The 17,966-nt window shown below is 42.6% G+C and carries 18 protein-coding genes; all 18 read right to left on the reverse strand.

All coding sequences use genetic code 11. From position 1 onward, the window contains the following. Positions 1 to 8: 8 nt before the first annotated feature. The 18 genes from brxC to G633_RS0106350 all read right to left on the reverse strand — a co-directional run bounded on the left by brxC (position 9) and on the right by G633_RS0106350 (position 17,879). Positions 9 to 3,593, reverse strand: coding sequence for a BREX system P-loop protein BrxC (brxC, locus tag G633_RS0106250; RefSeq protein ID WP_026519395.1), 3,585 nt, complete (start codon positions 3,591 to 3,593; stop codon positions 9 to 11). A gap of 16 nt (positions 3,594 to 3,609) precedes the next feature. Next, positions 3,610 to 4,191 carry a DUF1788 domain-containing protein gene (locus tag G633_RS0106255; protein ID WP_026519396.1) on the reverse strand — a complete coding sequence of 194 codons (582 nt, stop codon included), beginning with the start codon at positions 4,189 to 4,191 and terminating at the stop codon, positions 3,610 to 3,612. Continuing rightward, positions 4,191 to 4,787, reverse strand: coding sequence for a DUF1819 family protein (locus G633_RS0106260; protein ID WP_026519397.1), 597 nt, complete (start codon positions 4,785 to 4,787; stop codon positions 4,191 to 4,193). The genes G633_RS0106255 and G633_RS0106260 overlap by 1 nt, the downstream gene beginning before the upstream one ends. Continuing rightward, complete coding sequence (locus G633_RS0106265; protein WP_026519398.1) at positions 4,780 to 5,001, reverse strand: helix-turn-helix domain-containing protein; 222 nt, start codon at positions 4,999 to 5,001, stop codon at positions 4,780 to 4,782. The genes G633_RS0106260 and G633_RS0106265 overlap by 8 nt, the downstream gene beginning before the upstream one ends. A gap of 149 nt (positions 5,002 to 5,150) precedes the next feature. Continuing rightward, positions 5,151 to 5,336 carry a hypothetical protein gene (locus G633_RS0106270; RefSeq protein WP_026519399.1) on the reverse strand — a complete coding sequence of 62 codons (186 nt, stop codon included), beginning with the start codon at positions 5,334 to 5,336 and terminating at the stop codon, positions 5,151 to 5,153. A 329-nt stretch (positions 5,337 to 5,665) separates the two neighbouring features. Next, a complete protein-coding gene (locus G633_RS0106280; RefSeq protein ID WP_026519401.1) occupies positions 5,666 to 6,262 on the reverse strand; it encodes a hypothetical protein in 597 nt (198 codons plus the stop codon). Positions 6,263 to 6,811: 549 nt separating this feature from the next. Further along, positions 6,812 to 8,224 (reverse strand): relaxase/mobilization nuclease domain-containing protein, encoded by a 1,413-nt coding sequence (locus tag G633_RS0106290; RefSeq protein WP_026519402.1) that lies wholly within the window; start codon positions 8,222 to 8,224, stop codon positions 6,812 to 6,814. Positions 8,225 to 8,234: 10 nt separating this feature from the next. Continuing rightward, a complete protein-coding gene (locus G633_RS0106295; protein WP_242838838.1) occupies positions 8,235 to 8,615 on the reverse strand; it encodes a plasmid mobilization protein in 381 nt (126 codons plus the stop codon). Continuing rightward, complete coding sequence (locus G633_RS0106300) at positions 8,572 to 8,985, reverse strand: hypothetical protein (protein WP_026519404.1); 414 nt, start codon at positions 8,983 to 8,985, stop codon at positions 8,572 to 8,574. The genes G633_RS0106295 and G633_RS0106300 overlap by 44 nt, the downstream gene beginning before the upstream one ends. A 7-nt stretch (positions 8,986 to 8,992) precedes the next feature. Continuing rightward, complete coding sequence (locus G633_RS0106305) at positions 8,993 to 9,409, reverse strand: hypothetical protein (RefSeq protein WP_026519405.1); 417 nt, start codon at positions 9,407 to 9,409, stop codon at positions 8,993 to 8,995. Then, positions 9,406 to 10,650, reverse strand: a complete 1,245-nt coding sequence (locus G633_RS17610) for an ArdC-like ssDNA-binding domain-containing protein (protein ID WP_051200012.1) — start codon at positions 10,648 to 10,650, stop codon at positions 9,406 to 9,408. The genes G633_RS0106305 and G633_RS17610 overlap by 4 nt, the downstream gene beginning before the upstream one ends. A gap of 126 nt (positions 10,651 to 10,776) precedes the next feature. Continuing rightward, positions 10,777 to 11,325, reverse strand: coding sequence for a hypothetical protein (locus G633_RS0106320; RefSeq protein WP_026519406.1), 549 nt, complete (start codon positions 11,323 to 11,325; stop codon positions 10,777 to 10,779). After that, the gene (locus tag G633_RS17615) at positions 11,325 to 12,125 is read right to left on the reverse strand and encodes a DUF4366 domain-containing protein (protein ID WP_051200014.1); all 801 of its coding nucleotides are present in this window, start codon (positions 12,123 to 12,125) and stop codon (positions 11,325 to 11,327) included. The genes G633_RS0106320 and G633_RS17615 overlap by 1 nt, the downstream gene beginning before the upstream one ends. Next, positions 12,112 to 12,423, reverse strand: coding sequence for a DUF4315 family protein (locus G633_RS0106330; RefSeq protein ID WP_026519407.1), 312 nt, complete (start codon positions 12,421 to 12,423; stop codon positions 12,112 to 12,114). The genes G633_RS17615 and G633_RS0106330 overlap by 14 nt, the downstream gene beginning before the upstream one ends. A 12-nt stretch (positions 12,424 to 12,435) precedes the next feature. Continuing rightward, complete coding sequence (locus tag G633_RS17620; protein ID WP_051200015.1) at positions 12,436 to 14,193, reverse strand: C40 family peptidase; 1,758 nt, start codon at positions 14,191 to 14,193, stop codon at positions 12,436 to 12,438. A gap of 15 nt (positions 14,194 to 14,208) precedes the next feature. Beyond that, positions 14,209 to 16,590: a VirB4-like conjugal transfer ATPase, CD1110 family gene (locus G633_RS0106340; RefSeq protein WP_026519408.1), complete on the reverse strand. Its 2,382-nt coding sequence runs from the start codon at positions 16,588 to 16,590 to the stop codon at positions 14,209 to 14,211. Positions 16,591 to 16,612: 22 nt separating this feature from the next. Further along, positions 16,613 to 16,996, reverse strand: a complete 384-nt coding sequence (locus G633_RS0106345; protein ID WP_026519409.1) for a PrgI family protein — start codon at positions 16,994 to 16,996, stop codon at positions 16,613 to 16,615. Positions 16,997 to 17,012: 16 nt separating this feature from the next. Beyond that, positions 17,013 to 17,879 carry a VirB6/TrbL-like conjugal transfer protein, CD1112 family gene (locus G633_RS0106350; RefSeq protein ID WP_026519410.1) on the reverse strand — a complete coding sequence of 289 codons (867 nt, stop codon included), beginning with the start codon at positions 17,877 to 17,879 and terminating at the stop codon, positions 17,013 to 17,015. Between the last annotated feature and the right edge of the window lie 87 nt (positions 17,880 to 17,966).

Here is a 17,966-nt window from a genome sequence, read left to right on the forward strand (position 1 = left end):
GCTTTGGGTTAACTCAATGTAATTACTGTGTCTCCATCCAGCTCAGAAACAAGTTTTTTCCTCATCTCTGAAAGGAATTTATCTATATCTTCTTCATTAGCGAGAGTATAGGTTCTTGCCCCTGCCATGCTACTAATAGACAGATTTTTCTTTTTCTTAGGCTTAGGTGTCGACACATCTGGCTTGGGTGAAACTTCTCCTCCAGCTGGTGGCGTATCAGGTACTGATGGTGTAGCATGTTCCTGCTCATACTCTTCAATCTCATCCAGACATCTGAGCTTCAATGTATCGCTCTCTAGCCTGATATTCTTTACCTGTGCTATTTCATGCGATGTTTCAAGCTTCTTCCTAAGCTCCTCAAACCTGTCAGTAAACTTTTCCTTAAACACATCGGCAAAAGGCTTAGAATTCAATACATCAAAAACGATTTTCCTATCATCATCGAGGGCTGGCTCAATCGCCTTAGCCTCACTGTTAAGAAGAGAACCATATTTCTGAACAAACTGCTGAATTAACTCTGGAAGTTCATGAATCCTTCCAAAAGGTTTTTTGTCATCAACAATTGAAGTTATTTTTCCATATATGTCTGTTATTTCCTGGTCTCGTACATATGTCTTGCTATCTTCAAAAATCCGGATATACTTCTGTGCCTTTTCAAAAATTGTTCGCTGTTCACCATTAAAGAAATCGAATACTGGAGCTGTATCCTCGGCATCATCCAATAAATCATCCCGTTTTTTATCAACAGTCCTGAAAAACTCTGCTGCGTCCTTTATCTCCAGAATGCTGTCCAGTTCCTTCTTCGCTTTTTCCATCAATTGTTTGCATGGAAGCTTATCATTTACACGATACTCAACAAGGATATCTTCGTATTCCTTCTGCTTCTTCCCAGCATAAGTGATGAATGACTTCTGTAATACATCGTCATCGTCGCTTGTAATAGTAATTCCAAAGCAATCCTGTAGTACCTGCTTCACGGAACGAATCTGACTATCGGTTGCTCTCTCCTTAATGTCAATAAGCAGTTTTTCAACAAAATCCCTCTTGGTTATATAACGAACCAGCTCATCCTTTGTATTAGTTATTAGCGACAATGACTGACTATTGAGTGTAAGGCTTATGCGACCAAGTTTAAATAGCATAGCGACAAGCCACTGTACATCCTTAGGATCAAATCCGTAAGGAGCAGCTATAAACATATCCTGTAAGGTTTTCATTGAAGTCTTTGTTCTTCTCTGATTTCCTAATTCTATTTGTCTTATTACATCATCAAGAGCTAGTTTGTTTGGTACCTTATCACTTGTGCCAATAAAACTCATCTGCCCATTGTCTGAATTAAAGATTGCTGCAATATCAGACAATTCTGGGGCTGTTTCCATGTATGTAAGCTTGTTATAAATGACTGCTACAAGCTTTCCAAGAGCCTCATTTATCCTGGATACCGGATCTTTGACTCCAATATTAGCCTTATCACCATTTACATAGATATCTGCATTCTTGAGTGCTTCCTCAAGGAATATTCGAATACGATCCTTTTTCTCAATGCGCTCATCTTCCTTTGCCCGGCGAATACTGTCAAAGTTGCCTGCTCCTTCTCTATTCTTATTAAGGAATTTATAAATCTTTATAGAGTCTGTTATCTCATCAAGGAAAGCGCTATTATTTGGAAGCTTGATAATAACAGCGGGTTCATTAGGATTTGTTGACAGTACACGAAGAGCAGAGTCAGTATAATCTCCGCCATACGGTGTGATTACAGTAACCCCGATATTATTGTTTTGATTTCCCTTGAAGTACCTATCATCAACTTTCTGATTAAATGGAAATAGATAACGAGTGCTATAACGGTATTTCTTCTCTGGATATATTTCCTCGAATATAACTGTAGATGCTTCACCAATAATTTCTCCCATTTCTACAGTTTCACTGTTAATAGCATTATTGATTCCCTGCTCCTCATTGGTAAGAAATGTATAAATTTCACCATTTTTCTGCACAAGGTTCTCTTTTACAAGGCGATCTAAACCATCCTCAATCTTGCGTCTTACCTCTACTCGCTCATCTTCTATATTCCCTATCATGAGCGTTGTCAGTGTATCTACATTTCCTTTTATTTCTCTTACATATTTGATCATGAAGAGAACTTTCAAAAGCTCAACATCAAACTCTTCCAGCCTGCTGCGCCCCTGTGCATCAGAGATAACCTGGCTATGCTGGTGGTCAATGAACTTATGCAGTGGATCATAAAAATATGAAAATGGTATCAGCACTCCAAGGTCATCATCCATAATTCTCTTTGTGGATTCCTGAAATAAAGCCAACATAGAACGTGATTGATCAGAAAGATGCTTGCCGCTGGCGCCATAAGTACGTATTGCAGTTAGTACATATCCCAGTAAATTGAACTGATAGGGGATAAACGGATAGCAGGCTGCAAAATCAGACCTATCTGCGTACTCTTTTCTGTATGTAGCACCGCCTTTAAACTGTATAAGATTATTAATCCTAGTAGAATTATCATCATAAAACAGTCGTAGAGTCTCATCTGCAGTCTCATTTTTCTCAAGAATACGCTTCTTTATTACCTCATCAACATTGGATGCTGACAAGGATAGTCTTGTATTAAACCTACCCTGAATCTTGGAAAAATCATTTCCTCTTGTCTTCGTAATAGAATCAATATCTTCCTGACTGGTCACAATAACCCACGCCTTGCCGCGGCATGCGCTTCCCAAATCCTCCACGATAGTTTGCAGATTAAGCATAAGCTTTGTATCATCCGCAAGATACTGGCCGACCTCATCCACCATGAACACTACATGATGATTACTGCCTTTCTTAGCTATATACTCCTGCACAAGTCCAACAAATTTTTCTATTGTTAAGTCATAATCGCTCTTAGCATTTTTGCACCAGTTTCTGGCAGCCTCTTCGCTCATGAAATTCATTTCCACAAGGGTTTTCACAATCTTATCCTGCATAACTGCAAAAGCTTGTCGTTTCTTTTCCCATGGCGCCCCAGCGATAGCTTCAAACTTTTCCTTAAACTCGTCAAATCTACCTTCGTTATCAAGCTGTCTTTCAAAATCTGCAAGATAGGGAATAGACCCACAGTATCCCTGCATCTCATTAAATACTTTCATGAACACTTCCACTATAGCTTCCTTAGAAGAACTAACCTTAGCAGAACCTTTGGAATCTATATTAAAAAGCATGACATCAGATGAGAGGTTCCCTGCTTTAGTTATCTTTGCGATAAGCATAGGGTCATCGATCTTTTTACCATCAGTAAAATATTCAATTGCATGCTTGCCTTCGACAACACTGTTCTTCAACAGATATGAAAGAATCTTTAAGAAATGAGATTTACCACTTCCAAAGAATCCAGAAATCCAAACACCCATCTTGTCTGTATTTCCATTGATACCCTTTTCATAGTTATCAAAGAAATCAATAAAATGCTTAAGGAGTTCCTTAGTTACAACATACTCATCCAACTCCTGAAATACATTCTCTTCATCGGACTGACCAACTTTAATAACACCCTTAATATCACGATCAATCCTTTTTTCAAACATATCCTTTATCTGCATATCATTTCTCCTGTGCTTATACTAACTTAAAAGCTCTGTAGTAATTTGCTTTCTTTCCTAGAACCGAGATATCCTGTCCACTATATTCTCCGGGACAGAACAGTATCACCGGAACACTATCCAAAACCTGATGAAGGTTATTAAGTATATTGTGACTTGCTATTATCGGATGGCACTTCCCTACTCCGGTAAGAAATATCACGCTATCCGTTAAGTCAGTCTCCAATATTTTACTGATAATCAGATTGAGTTCATTTGTTTCATCCAATCCAAGTGTTTCTACAATTCCCTCTGCACAATCCTGGAACCCATTCTCTTTTTCCAATTCGAAAAAGTCTTCAAGGTATCCCTGCTCCGTCAGAATTTCTATCATCAAATGAAACAGGTCAAACTCAATAATATGAAATCCTTTATTGCCGTTATTAATCTTGTCTTTTAAATACTTCAGATGATTACGGACAATTATTTCATCCTTGGGGCTGTAGTCAAATACATAGTATCCAACTTCATTACCAAGCCCCTTATTCTCTCTAAAGGATTTTTCTGATATCTTGTCCTCAATCTGATTAAGTCTCTCGTCTATCGATAGTTCACGCATTACTTATCTCCTGTAATTGCATTAAGATATATTTCCAATCCGTTCTTCACTAACAATTCTCTTGTGCGATAATCAACATGCACTTCGTGTATCATTCTTGGTTTCTTGCTACTTGTAAGAAGTCCAGCTTCCAATAACATTCGCGTAAAACACTGTTTCAATTTTTTAACCGCAACATCTGTCCACCCGGCAACTACATCACTCTGCATAGCTTTATCATCGAAGAATACATTTAAATCCCTATCTGTTATTTCTTTCTCACCAAGTCGAAGCTTCTCTTCAAATACATCATGCATAAATTCGAAGAACAACCTACTATCCATCAATATAGCAATGAGATTAATGACCTTAGCTGTCTCAATATCGCATGACACAAATGCTGTCATTACCTCTGATGGAAGCAGCGATACTCTCCTATATGTACCATTAAGAACCTCCCCAGCACGATACTCTGCTTTAACCTGGTAAATATTCTCTGACCAACATATTTCCTTTATTTCATTCTTCTTCTTACCTTCGATGATTAATGCTGCCGTTTTTCTTGATTCTTGCAGCCAAAATAACTTTGATGTTAATCCAGCACTGTATTCAGTCATTATTCCCCCCATTTTCATCTACCATTTCCATAATATCCCCAACATCACAGTGCAGGTAATCACAAATCCTTGTAATTACCTCCAACGAAACATTCTCATTCTTGCCCATTTTGGCCATAGTATTAGGACTGGTTTTGACGGCTTCCATGAGCTGAGTCTTATTCATGTTTTTGTCGATTAAAAGCTTCCAAAGTTTGTTGTAACTTACCTTCATATGCTGTCCCCTTGCTGATCTTGGCGTAAAATGCGACAAGATAATTCTACCATATCGGTTCATGGGATAACATAATAAATCTATAAGAAGTTATAATATTTCTATAAAGAAAAGTCGTCACAGTCGTCACAAATCTTCGTCACAAATCGTCACAAATCATCAAGTTCATCTTCAAATTCAAGCCATCCGAGCAGTCTATCTTCCTCTCTTTCCCTGCGAAACTCATCCTGGCGACGCTCAAACTCTCTTCGCTCCTTTTTGCTCATGTTGCTAGTAAGATCCTTGTACTGCTTATCTGTTAATCTAACGTCTTTATCTCTTTTCCCAAAGAACATATCCTTGACCTCTCTTTCTTCATTCGAACTTGTCCGCTAGTTTCAGTTTCTTTTCCTTGGTGCTGATCCTATCAAGCAGCTGCTGGATCAACTCCTGTAGTAATACTGTAATCGTCAGCAGAAGAGCCAACACTGTGGCTACAACTTTCAATAAGATCCTTTTTATCTTAATCTGGTATTTTTTCTTATTCTTCAGATATTGTCGTATAGCAACAATAATGATTGCCAATAATAGTTCAAAGAAAAATAGCATTAGATCACCGCCTTCCTGTTAAGGACACAGAGCGGGAAATGATATATGATCATCCCCCGCCCCAACTATGAATCTGTTAATCTATATCCCCATACCACCCAGGAAGCGTATAGCCATCCTCTCCTTCTGGAAGTCCTATCACATGAAGTTCATCTGCTGAGTACACCCATCCTTTGCCGGATCCTGAATAACCGGATGAATAAGTGCCATCTACATCCCCATAGTAGCCTGGCTTTGTATATCCGTTGGATCCTTCAGGAAGTCCAATGACATGTAACTCGTCAGCCGAGTAGACCCAGCCTTTACCTGAAGTGGTTGCACCGGAACTTCCTCCAGCATAACTACCAGAACCGCTACCACTTGTAGATTTATGATTGGGCACTCTTCCCTCGCCATACTTACCAGCAGCTTTGATTGCCTCCGGGGTGAGATTCCCATCGGCCTTAAGTTCATCCAACCACTTCTCAGTAAACTCTTTCTCCTGCTGTTCTCTCTTGGCCTTCATCTTTTCGTAATGATCCTGTAGATCAAAACCAGAGGCGTTAACTGTGATGCTGGAGAATCCAACCATCAATCCGACTGCAGCAATTGTTGTAAGAATCATAACCATCTTTTTCATAAAACCACCTATACCTTTCATGTAAACTGGATGTTCCCCAACAAGCTTTTTCAATCAAGCTCTCCGTCTCTCCTGCAGAAATCATAGAATTCGCAGGTCACGCAGAAGTGTTTGCAGAACTTATTGTTACGATGTATACATTTCTTTATCCAGTAGATCAGTCGCCCCATATACGCCTCCTCATAAAATGATTGCGAGCAAAACTCCAAAAGTAATTTATCTGTATTGGTCTCCCCTATATTGGTCTCCTCTATGGTCCTCTATGGTTACAGTATGAACTTTTTGGAGTCCCATAAAAATGCCAACTAGATGATGCGGCCATCAAGGAATATCTTGTCCACTCAGATACAAAATATTGAGAAAAAAGTCCGGTCCACGTTCCGGCGCGCCGACCCGTGGCTGAGCCGTGTCCTAACGGTAGTAAGTAAAGTGGCAAGTGGTGTATTCCTGCGCATAAATGCTCCGTCGTACTCACTTGTTGGGGCGTATCCCCAATCCCCTCGCATCAGATTTTCAATCTGACTACGCTCTCTTCGAGAGCTAAAGGCACAAAAAAAGAAGGGACACCACCATCATCTTTCTGATAGTAATGTCCCTAAAAAATTATCGCGTCTGCTCGCGTGTCTTTTGATGATCCGGAGTCTTTTCGATTCCAAGAATCTTATCGATGTCATATTTTGCAGTCTGATAGGTCTGCATATTTTTTCTGACTTCCTTGTATTCGGAGTAGGCCGCTTTCTTTTTTGCCAAAACTTTTCCGTACTCATCGCTGAGTTCTTTTACAGAAGGAAGTTTTCCCTTGTGCCTGTTAAAAGAATCTTTGGCTGCCTTGTGAGTCATGATCTCTTCCTTGTGCTCAGCAAAAAACTGTCTACTGTAACCAGACTGTCTGTACTGCTGATAGATGTCTTTTGTCTTGGAGTAGTCAATGATCTTACTCTTAAGTTCTGAGATTTCCTTAAGGCGTTTCTCATAGCCTTTGATCTCATCACTGAGCTCAGAGAATCTATCGGAAGTGTCGCCGGCTCTTTTCTCAAGTTCATTGTAAGTCCTAAGTCCCTGCTCCTGGAAAAAGAGAAGTGCCTTCATGACGTTTTTGACGTTGTACTTTTTCGCCCAGAGTTCATAGCCGGGACCTTTTCCCTTTGCAATAACCTCCTGCATGTTAAGGAGAAGATCGAAGCTGTCCTCTCTGTAGAATGGCTTGGCTTTTTCTTTTGGAGAAGTGTCTCTTCTCTCTTCCGTTCCTCTTGCCACACCCTCAAGTTTCTGATGCAGATCTTTTTCCGAATAGCCATCTCCCAGGGAACGAAACCTGATGAATCTGGTCTGACCATTTCCTCTAACGGAAGTGTGCTTGCCTCTCTTGATCTCATATCCCTGCTCGGAGAGATTCGACAGCAGCTCCTCAAATGAGCCGGGCTTTTTGGAAAGAGCTATATCGATTGCTTCTCTTATCCCATCGCGAAATGTGGGTCCGCGCTCAGCATGAATGTAAGTTGTCTTACTGTGATAAGGCTGAGGTGCTATAACTGACAGACCATTTTCCATGCAAATTAGATTTGAAAGTCTCCCAAGGGCAATTCCGGAATAAGAAAAATTGGTAAACTTCCTGTCGCCTTTAAGAGTCGTGGAGTTAAAGATCACATGGTTGTGAATATGATTTCTGTCGGTATGTGTGGCCACAATAAATGCATGATTGCCCTTGGTAAATCTCATGGCTGTCTCATATCCGATTCGATTTGCTTCCTCCGGAGTAATCTCCCCGGGCTTGAAGGACTGCCTGATCTGATAGGCGATCACGTCTCCCTTTTCTTTTCCGTTTGCCACTTCGTAATCTCTTTTGGACAAAAGAAAGTCCTCGTTAACAGTCCTTGGATTGCAGGCATAAGCTGTAACGAGGCTCCCTTCTTCTGTCTTATCAGGATTCATTGCGTAGTCAGTTCTTTCCTTGAGGCACTTGGCCAGAGTCCTGCCCTTGGTGGCATGAAGTGCTATAAGTCTTGTTGCTGCCATTGTGATTTCCTTATTTGATGAATGATAATCTGAAAAGAATTTCCTTTAATGTTTCCCATATTTCATCCAGCTCTACCTGGAGCTGTTTAATGTCCTGAAGATATATACAGCCGGTCTCTTCTGCTTTCTTTTCAAACTTTTTAAGCGTATCAGTGTATTCGCCAAGAAGCCTTTCCACTTCTTTTATGTCTGACAGATCCAGCATGATGACATGACCATCGATGGCCATCTTTCTCATGTAAGCGCTGATTTTTCTGACACCGGCCAATTCCATTTTCTGCATTATCTTCATCCGTTCTTCAGGAGTGACCCGGACAAAGATTCTGCCCTGTGATGGTTCTTTCATATCACAGCACCAGCTCAGGAGCAAAAGACCTGCAGGGATGATCATCAGGTTCGGGCTTACACTCGTGGAGTTCTTTTAAAAGAGAAGTCTTCTCTTCCCTCTCCGTGATAACTTCATGGAAATGATCTTTGCCAATTGGCTTCTCATCTTCATCCGGAATGCCGTTGGCGTTGTTATCGATAATGGACTCCTTCTCATGAGCATTCTCAGGGAGATTATTGATAACACCATCTCCAATCATGTTGTCGTTCTGCTCCAGCTGATCTTCAAGGCCTCTCCTGACATTTCCGATGATGTTAGGGTCCTGTTCCTGTGGAAGCTTCACCGGCTGCTCCACTACCTCAGGCTCCGGTTCAGGTACATTTCCGTTAACGTCGTCCCACTTTTCTATCGGTGTTCCTGTTTTTCTTTCCATACAATCATCACTCCCCTTCTTTCTTTTTCCTTTGAGGAAATCGGATCTCGAAGTGAGGCCTCTGCTCCTCATCCACCGTCAGATCCACATAGCAGTTAAAAGAGTTCCCGGTTCTCTTGGACTTACATCCATCAAGCTTGACTGTCCCGCAGTTAAGGAGCTCATCTGCTACTTCCCTGGTCATTTCTTTTCCAATTGCCTCAAAGAATCTGTTGTTCTTCCACAAACCAAAACGGCACTCCATATTGTTACAAAGAAAACCCTTCTCTCTTGCAACAATGTGACCACCGCATACAGGACAGCTGCCTACTACGTCTTCGGGCGTATAGGCCTGCTTAGTTCCACTGCCGTCCTCAAAATTTCCAAATGGAAGCTCGTCGCCAAAATCGGCAGCATCCTTCCATCCATCATCTATACCACTCATTTCGTGACTACCTCCTTCTCTTTACTTGCAGCTTTTTCTGCCGTTTCGTTTTTTATCTGATCCTTTCGGATATTCAGGTTATCCAGAAGAGACTGCTTAACTCCGCCCCACCCATCTGGAAGGATACGGACTGTACCAAGGATCTTTCTGCCAATATTTCCAGTAATTCCAGAATTATCGGCAACAACTCCATCTGCATTTCTCAGTGGAACGTCACCCTCATGATGGCTCTTCTCAATCCCTTCTTTGGACTTAGCACCTGCCTGTTCCTTCGCATATTGTTCCAGGAGTGCTCCCTGCTCAGGACTCATCTCCTGAGATTTTTCCTTGTGAATCATCATGTCTTCCACAGATTTGATGATCATTGAAGAGGTTGACCTGATGGTGCCAAGGGCACTCTTTAGTTCCTTAAGACTTTCATCCGTGGAATAGGATGCCAGATATGGGAAGCTATAGGAGCTTGTATCATAGCCAAAAAAGTTAAGGACAACTGCCGCTGTCCCTTCTGCCTCAATCTCCTTCCTGTTCTTACTGATTTCCTTGTTTGGGTCAGCGTGGAGCTTGGCATGGACCACTTCGTGAAGACAGGTCTTGAGAGTCTGCAGATCACTCATACCTTCCTGGATTGCAATCCTCTTATCATGCACATGGTAATACCCCTTGGCTCCGGTCTTGATATCTTCATAGCCAATAGGTACAGGACTGATATCTTTGATAATATCCATGAGAATAGTGAACTTGTTTACATCGCCCTTAAGCTCATTGATAGCAAGCTGCGGAAGTTCTTTTCCTTCAGTCTGTGAAACATCAAAAGTAGTCTCTGCCTTATAACTCATGACATTAATCTCCCTGGTCTCTTTCACAGGCTCTCCATCCTTATCAAGGATGACTTTTCCGTTGGCATCAACCTTGTCCACTTCCTTCTCAATCTTGTAAGGAGCAGGTGCAATGACCTTGATACCTCTCTCGCCCTTCTTCACATAACGCCCCATGTTCTTCCAGCCGGTATAGCTCTGACAGAGAGTTGCATCAGGCTTTTGCATGGCGATCAGGATGCAGTTATTAACTGAGTAGTGAGGAAACTTGGCCATTGTAGCTAGGAGGTTTTTAAACTCTGCGCTATTTCTTACACCTTTAACGCCAACCTCAAGCTGATCTGTCAGTTCTTTAAGCCTGTCCTCCCGGCTCTTAAAATCAGCTTTCTGCTCATATGATTTCTTTTCTGTTGCTGTTTCAGGCATTCAAGTCACCTCCTCACTTCTTTGTCTTGTCCCCGTTAACTGAAGAAGGAGCCTTTTTGTCAGGCTCCTTCTTCATGTCTTTACTTATTTTTACTGCAAAGATAGTTAATCTGCTTTTTCGTGCCATCACTCATCCTCCTCGTCGCGATACCCTGCTGCGATATCCCACAATCTTCCGAAGAGATCCTCCTCTTCAAATGCAAAGCTGATATCGCCCTTAAGCTCCTGGACATATCCACGATAGTTCATCATAAATTCTTTTGTCTGAACCACCAGTGACATAACCTGAATAATATCGCCATTTGTAAGCATGTAAATCTCGTTGGTGTCATAGACTACTGTTACGCCATCATTGTAGGAAGTATCTATGTCTTCATAGATCTTCACCGCAGGAAGATAGAACAGTTCTGAGCTAAGAAGCTCACCTTCCGAATCATATCCGAAGATGTTTGGAACAAATGCCTTGAACTGACCAAGGATTTCAGGATAAAGATTATTGGCATACTCTTCTGCCAGTGCGTTTATGATGACGTCATCATCTTCATCCTTATATTTGTTGTAATCATCTTCGTTATAAAAACCTTCAATCAACTGGTCATATTCCAGAAATCCAAAGAGCTTTGCCAGTGTTACCTTTAGCTTTTCTTTTGAAAACTCTTTTTCAGTTACTCCCATCACTCATCCTCCTTATCGCCTTCCGCATCCTCAGGCTCTTTTTCCTCTTCAAGCTCTATCTCATCATCCTCGGCACTTATGCTCCTGAGATAATCATCATCGGTATAGTCCTGATCAGGATCTATAGCCTTGGACTTCTTCTTGGAGTTCTTGGTTGAGGTGTAATACATAAATCCGCCGGCAATTCCAAGTCCGATCACAAGTATGATCGCCATAATTCCATTTACATTGACTGGGTCTTTCTTGGGTTCAGGTTCTTCCTTGGGCTCAGGTTCAGGTTCCGGTGTAGGCTGAGGCTGTGGTGTCACCACTTCAGGCTCTTTTTCCTCTTCCTTGCCTATCCCTGTAACTTTTATATATTCGCTGACCTGGTCATCATCCATGAGGGACAAAAGATCTGACTCATCCACCATGTTTAGGAAATGAACCTTCTCATTGCCGTCATCATCACGGTCGATGATGATGTAGAAGTAGTTGCCGTTCTTTGTCATAACAGTTATGAACTGCTTGCCTCCCGCTTCAAGAGATCCGTAGTCATCCACAAGTTCCATGTTGCCATCAGGTGTAAGTGGTCCCCACTTTTCCTCTATCTCAGGCTCTTTTCCCTCACAGTTGTGATAGTCCTGTTTACAGAGCTTGCAGTTTTCATCCACGTGATCCTCTGTACACTTCGTCTCGCAGGTGCAGTCATATCCACCCGCCATGGCAGTTACAGGTGTAAAACAAAAAAGTGACCCCATAAGAGCCACTGAACATCCAAGGACTTTAGCCTTGGCAGCTATTAACTTAAAAGCTTTCATCTAAGATATCCTCCACAATTCCTTTGTTTTCTTTGTCCTGAGCATCTGCTTCAGTGCTCTTTGATTTTGTTTCTTTCTTGTTGTTCATTGGAGCTGTTAGCTTTTCGCTCTCCTCAACTCCCAGATATTCTGCAAGCTGCTCAGGAGAAAGCCCAAGCCTTTCAACAATACCGACCATGCTGCTGGCCTCTTCTGCCTTGAGCCTTTCATTGACTTCATCAAGCTTTGCCTTGGCTTCATTCAGTCTGGCCTGTGCCCTGTCCCGGTCGGCCCTGAGTCGTTTTAACTTTTCAAACATAACTTTTCCTCCTTACGGTATACGCCCGTATTCTAAAAAGTGTGATTGCCAATAGGGCGTATTGATATTTGAGTAATGCACAGGGTTACCGGCGTGGATCATCCAGCCTCCACCCACATATATTCCGACATGACTGGCCCCGGAGACTTCATAGGTTCCCTGGAAAAAGACAAGATCTCCGGGCTTTGCTTCTGAAGACGGAACATAATCTGTTCTGGCCCTCAGGCCATTGGCTGTAAGCCTTCCAAAGTTCCATCCGTTACCGCAGTGATTGATTACCCAGCTGACAAATCCTGAACAGTCAAAGCCGTCAGGACTGTATCCGCCCCAGACATATTCAACGCCCAGATAGTTCTCAGCCTCATGAAGCATCCTTGCAAATTCTTCATCTGAGAGATACTCCCCGGGAACGTGATGTTCATCACTGTCACCTTCTCTGCTTCCGGGAATACTGTAGATATCATCCTCGCCGAAGAGATACATCCTGTTACCGTAGGTTTCTTTCAGAACTTCGTATCGGGCTATATCATCGTCAGTGAGTCCCAGGTTCTCTGCCACATAGTCAATGCCGTGATTAACAAGATAGATATTGCAGATGTAATACTCATATTCCTCTGTGTAGGTGTAGTCTTCGTAGTATCCGCCTTCAGCGTAGGAATCATCTTCTACCCATCTTGTGTCTTCTACTTCTCTTTCCCTGGTTTCAACCTCTTCCTCATAGGTGATTTCATACTGCAGCTCAAGGATCTCCTGTAATTTTTCCTGTACCTCATCTTCTCTGTAGGCCTCGAATATCACTGTTAAAAGAGCTGCAAGTTCATAGGGATTATGACCAACCTCATCAAGGTAGTAGTTGATCTCGTCATAGTCCGCATGGTCTTCAGCTATCTCATCGATCTCATCCTGCAGGCCCTCTTCCAGTTCTTTATAATCATCTTCCACCGCAAGGATATCTGTGTCCTCAGCCGTGTAGGATGTTATGACAGTGACATCTCCGCCGCCGGAAGCAATAGCTCCGCAGGAACTAAGAAGTCCAAAGCATATAAGTACTATCAGAAGAACCAGTACAATAATGATGCTTATCGCCGGATTGTCCTGAACAAATTCAGTAATGAATTCACCGATAGCTCCAACAACGTCTTCTGCCTTCTCAGTTATCTTCCTTCCGATCTTTCCGCCATTCTCAGCAGCTTTAGCCTGTCTTTCCATCATTTTTCTCTGAATTTCCCTACGGGCCTTTTCCCTTGCGGCTTCTTTGGTTTCTGCACTCGCTTCCTTCCGGCCATGGACTTTACTGCTATACTTGCCGTTCTTCACTTTGGAAGTAACATGGCTTGCTGCACCGCTGGCCACGTAGCCTCCTGCCTCGAAGACTTCTTCAGATACAGCGCTTTCACCCCTGTTATCTTCCGATGAATTAACCACATCCGACATAATGTCAGCTGCAGCTGCCACTCTTGAAGCCGTCTCAGAAACACTTACCGAACTTTTACTCACATTTCGTTCTTTCTTTGCAGCTTCCTGGGCTTTTCTCGTCTTCTCAACTTCAGATGCTTTCTTCTGAGTCTGCTTTCTGAGCTTGTCACGATGGTTCTTTTCCTCAAGAGTCTCACTATTGTCAGCCTTACCGGTCCTTAGTTTTTGTCCATAGTATTTGCTGGCCGAATCCTTATTCTTTAATTTATTTGCATGTACTCTTGGCGCATTATCCTTCTGGTCTCCGGGATCCTTATCCCTTGGAGGATTTCTTGTATATAATCCTTCAGCCATGCTCATCTCCTTTGGTTAAGCAGCATTTTCTTTTTCCGCAAACTTGGTTGTAAGAACCTTGTACAGCTTGGTCTCCTTGGGAAATCTGTCCACAAAGGGCAGGATTACATTCCCATAAAAAATAAGCCCTTCACCTTCTCCCGAATGTGTCACATACGAAAGCTGGTGCGGACTTATGTTAAGCTGTTTAGCCAGGATTGCCCTGTCTCCGACCGCCTGATTGAGCATCAGGATAAAGTCGGAGTTCTCAAATATATTCTCTACTTCCCTGGAAGCAAGCAGATCTTTGACATTCTGAGTAACGCCGGTCGGCATGCCTCCCCACTTACGAAATCTCTTCCATATCTCAACTGTATAGGCCGCAGTCTGCTCCTCACGAAGGAGCAGATGCATCTCATCCATGATGTATCTTGTGGACTTACCGGCTTCTCTGTTCTCGGATACTCTGCCCCAGACCTGGTCCTCGATAATTAGCATACCTATCTTTTTAAGCTGTTTACCAAGATCCTTGATGTCGAAGCACACAAGCCTGTTGTGGAGCTCCACGTTTGTCCTGTGGTTAAAGACATTAAGAGATCCTGTAACATAGATTTCCAGTGCAGTTGCTACATACTTGGCTTCAGGCTCCTCCTGAGCCAGGAGCAGATTGTAGAGATCTTCCAGTATCGGAATATTCTCAGGACACGGATTCTCGAGATATTTCCTGTAAACCTGTCTTACACATCTGTCTATGATTGTCTTCTCCGCAGGCTGCAGGCCATCTTTTGCCCCCATGATAAGCTCGCAAAGAGACAGGATGAAATCCACCTTCAGCATCACCGGATTGTCGTCTTCAGAATAATTCATGTTGATGTCCATTGGATTTATGTACTGATCCGACGTTGGACTTATCCTGATCACCTGACCTCCAAGGTACTCAACCATAGGCCTGTACTCGGCTTCGGGGTCCGATATGATGATGTCATCGTCTGTTACCAGGAAGGAATTAACTATTTCCCTCTTTGCGGCAAAAGACTTACCGGATCCGGGAGTTCCAAGGATAAGGCCGTTGGGATTCTTAAGCATCTTTCTGTCCACCATGATAAGGTTATTGGAAAGAGCATTGAGCCCATAATACAGTGCTCCTCTGTGATCCTGAAACAGTTCCTGAGTCGTGAAAGGCACAAAGATTGCTGTGCTTGAAGTTGTCATACCACGCTGTATGTCCACCTCGTTATAAGCAAGAGGGAGCGTACTGACAAGTCCCTGCTCCTGTTGGAAATCAAGTCTCACCAGATTGCATGAATGCTTCTGGGCTATTGAAGATGCTTGAAAAATGTTGTTATCAAGCTCTTCTTTGGTCTTTCCCGTATTCATCACTAGGAATGTAAGCAGGAACATTCTCTCATTCTGGGACTGCAGCTCTTTTAAAAGAGCTTTCGCATCCTTACCGTATGTAGCAAGGTCTGAGGGGATGATCTCCATGTCATATCCGGCTCGGACAGCCTTTTTCTGTTCCTCAATCTTGGAGCGGTCCAGCTCGGTTATTGTGTGCTTAATAGTTTTGATTGCCTCGTTCTGATCCACAGACTGCAGATGCATTGTAACGATCTGGCTTGATTCCATCCCTAGAAAATCCGCCAGCATCCTGTCACTGATATCAGAAGCATCTATAGATAAAAAGCTCATGGCACACCAGGTATCTCCCATTTTGAAGTATCTGCCATTAGGGAATTCAAAAGAACTTGGAGCAATAAAGTCTTTTACCGAAAGTCCTGAGTTTACAAGATACTTCCAATCGAAGCGGAATTTACCCGTCTCACCCATATGCATCTGTCTGTGCATGAGTTCAAGGCGCTGTGCTCCATTAAGAGTCTCGGCAATTACCCCAAGACGCTTGAAGTTATTGAGAATATCCACCTCAATATGCGTAAGCCTTGGCTTTGCAGACTTCATGGAATCCGCATGAATTCCGAAAGTTATATACTTCACCTTGGTCAGACCATTATTTCCCGCCTGCATGTTCTTTAATAAGATTCCGGAATATTCATCCCTTACATCATTGAATCTGTCTGCCTGATGAGGAATCGCGATCTTTTTCTCAAAGTCTCCAACTTCAGTTGCGAAGTTCATAAAGGACAGCTGGAAATGAACCGAACTGTCAAAAAAGTTAAGAAATCCACACCATTCCTCGAAGATTTCCGTCTTATCCTCCTGCTGTGCCAGCTGGTAGTTGATATCCTGAAACTGAATGGTCTTGGTGTAATAATCCTCTCCCACCCTGCAGATGCCATCCGGAAACATTCTCTCTAAAGGAATTGTCTGCTGGGATGTTCTCGGCGTTCCATCATTTTTCTGGGCATTTTTGATTATCTCTTTTACCTCTTCCTGCTGCTTTCTGTTAAGGCCCTCAGGCATGGTAAATTCCCTGGTATTTTTATTATTCCTCCACGGAAGCACGAACAATTTCTTCCACCTCCTCTTTTGCTGCAGCACATCTATGAAGCGCCGCGTAGTAATTATCCGTTCTGTACGGACGTTTCTTTGGCCTTATGAATACGGCCTCTATGAAATGCCCGAGATAGACTTCCAAAGGTCTTCCATTCTTTTCATACATGGCAAAAAAGAATATTGGCATCATAACAACCATCATTCCCATAACTGCCACGTTTATCTCAGCCACGCTTTTTATCAGAAAAAAAGACGGTACTCCTATGAGCGCCGCCACCGAAAAGCATATGATCTGTCTTTTGGTCAGATTGAAAATGACCTTGCTTTTGACCTTTGTAAGATCTCTCGGCACGCTTACGTACGAAGCTGCCATTTTTTCTCCTTCCCTGTTAAATGCATTGTAAGATTGACTTGGATACTGAATTTGTCTTAAAGAGCGAGAATGCCAGAAGGATCGTATATCCTACAACTCCCCAAAGGGATCCGACTATATCGCTTGAAAAAGCTACTGACTGGATCAATACTGCATATATTCCTACACAGATCATGATCAGGAAGCCCTGAAAACCAAGAGCGAAAAGACTCTTTACATAGTTCATACCCATTGTGCTCTGATCCCTGTTTCCAAATGTTGCAAAAGGAATTGGCGCCATGGAAACATACATGTATATTTCAATCATCCTCACATAGATAATGACAAAAATGATCCTTGAAAGGACCAGGATAGTCACATAAATAATTGATACCTGCAGAAACAGGCCAAACAATTCAAATACATTCATCGTTTCCAATGTGGACTGAAGGCTTGAAAGAGCTGATGAATCAATTGCTGTTGATGCACCAATGACTCCACCGGCACTTGCAATCACATGCCCGGCAACATCAAAGACAGCCAGCGCAAAATCAAATGTATGCGTAATAAGCTCAACTGCAACAAATGTCTTAAATATCCATTTGAAGATAAACCAGGTCTCAAAGCTTGCCAGGTTGTTATAACTGATGATCAGCTGTATCAGCTCATAGCAGGCCACAAAGGTCAGTATTATACCCGCTATGGGCATTATCACCGTTTCTGACACGTTCCTCACCATACTGAAAACGCCAGGCGAAAAAGCCGATGGTGTTACAGCCACGTCTGAAGCGATTCCTGCCACCTGATCATTAACGTATCCAAACATACTCTGAAAATACTGCATTAGGACAGGGATTATAAATTCTTTGATATGTTCTTCAATTTGCTGGATTACTCTATCCACAACATCCCTCCCATATCTTTGCCAGCTTATCGCTGGATGTAATTAAAGGAAGGCTGGTCAGGAGTTCTCTCCCGCCAGCCTGTACTT

This window comes from Butyrivibrio sp. FCS006 (assembly GCF_000424525.1).
GTDB lineage: Bacteria > Bacillota > Clostridia > Lachnospirales > Lachnospiraceae > Butyrivibrio.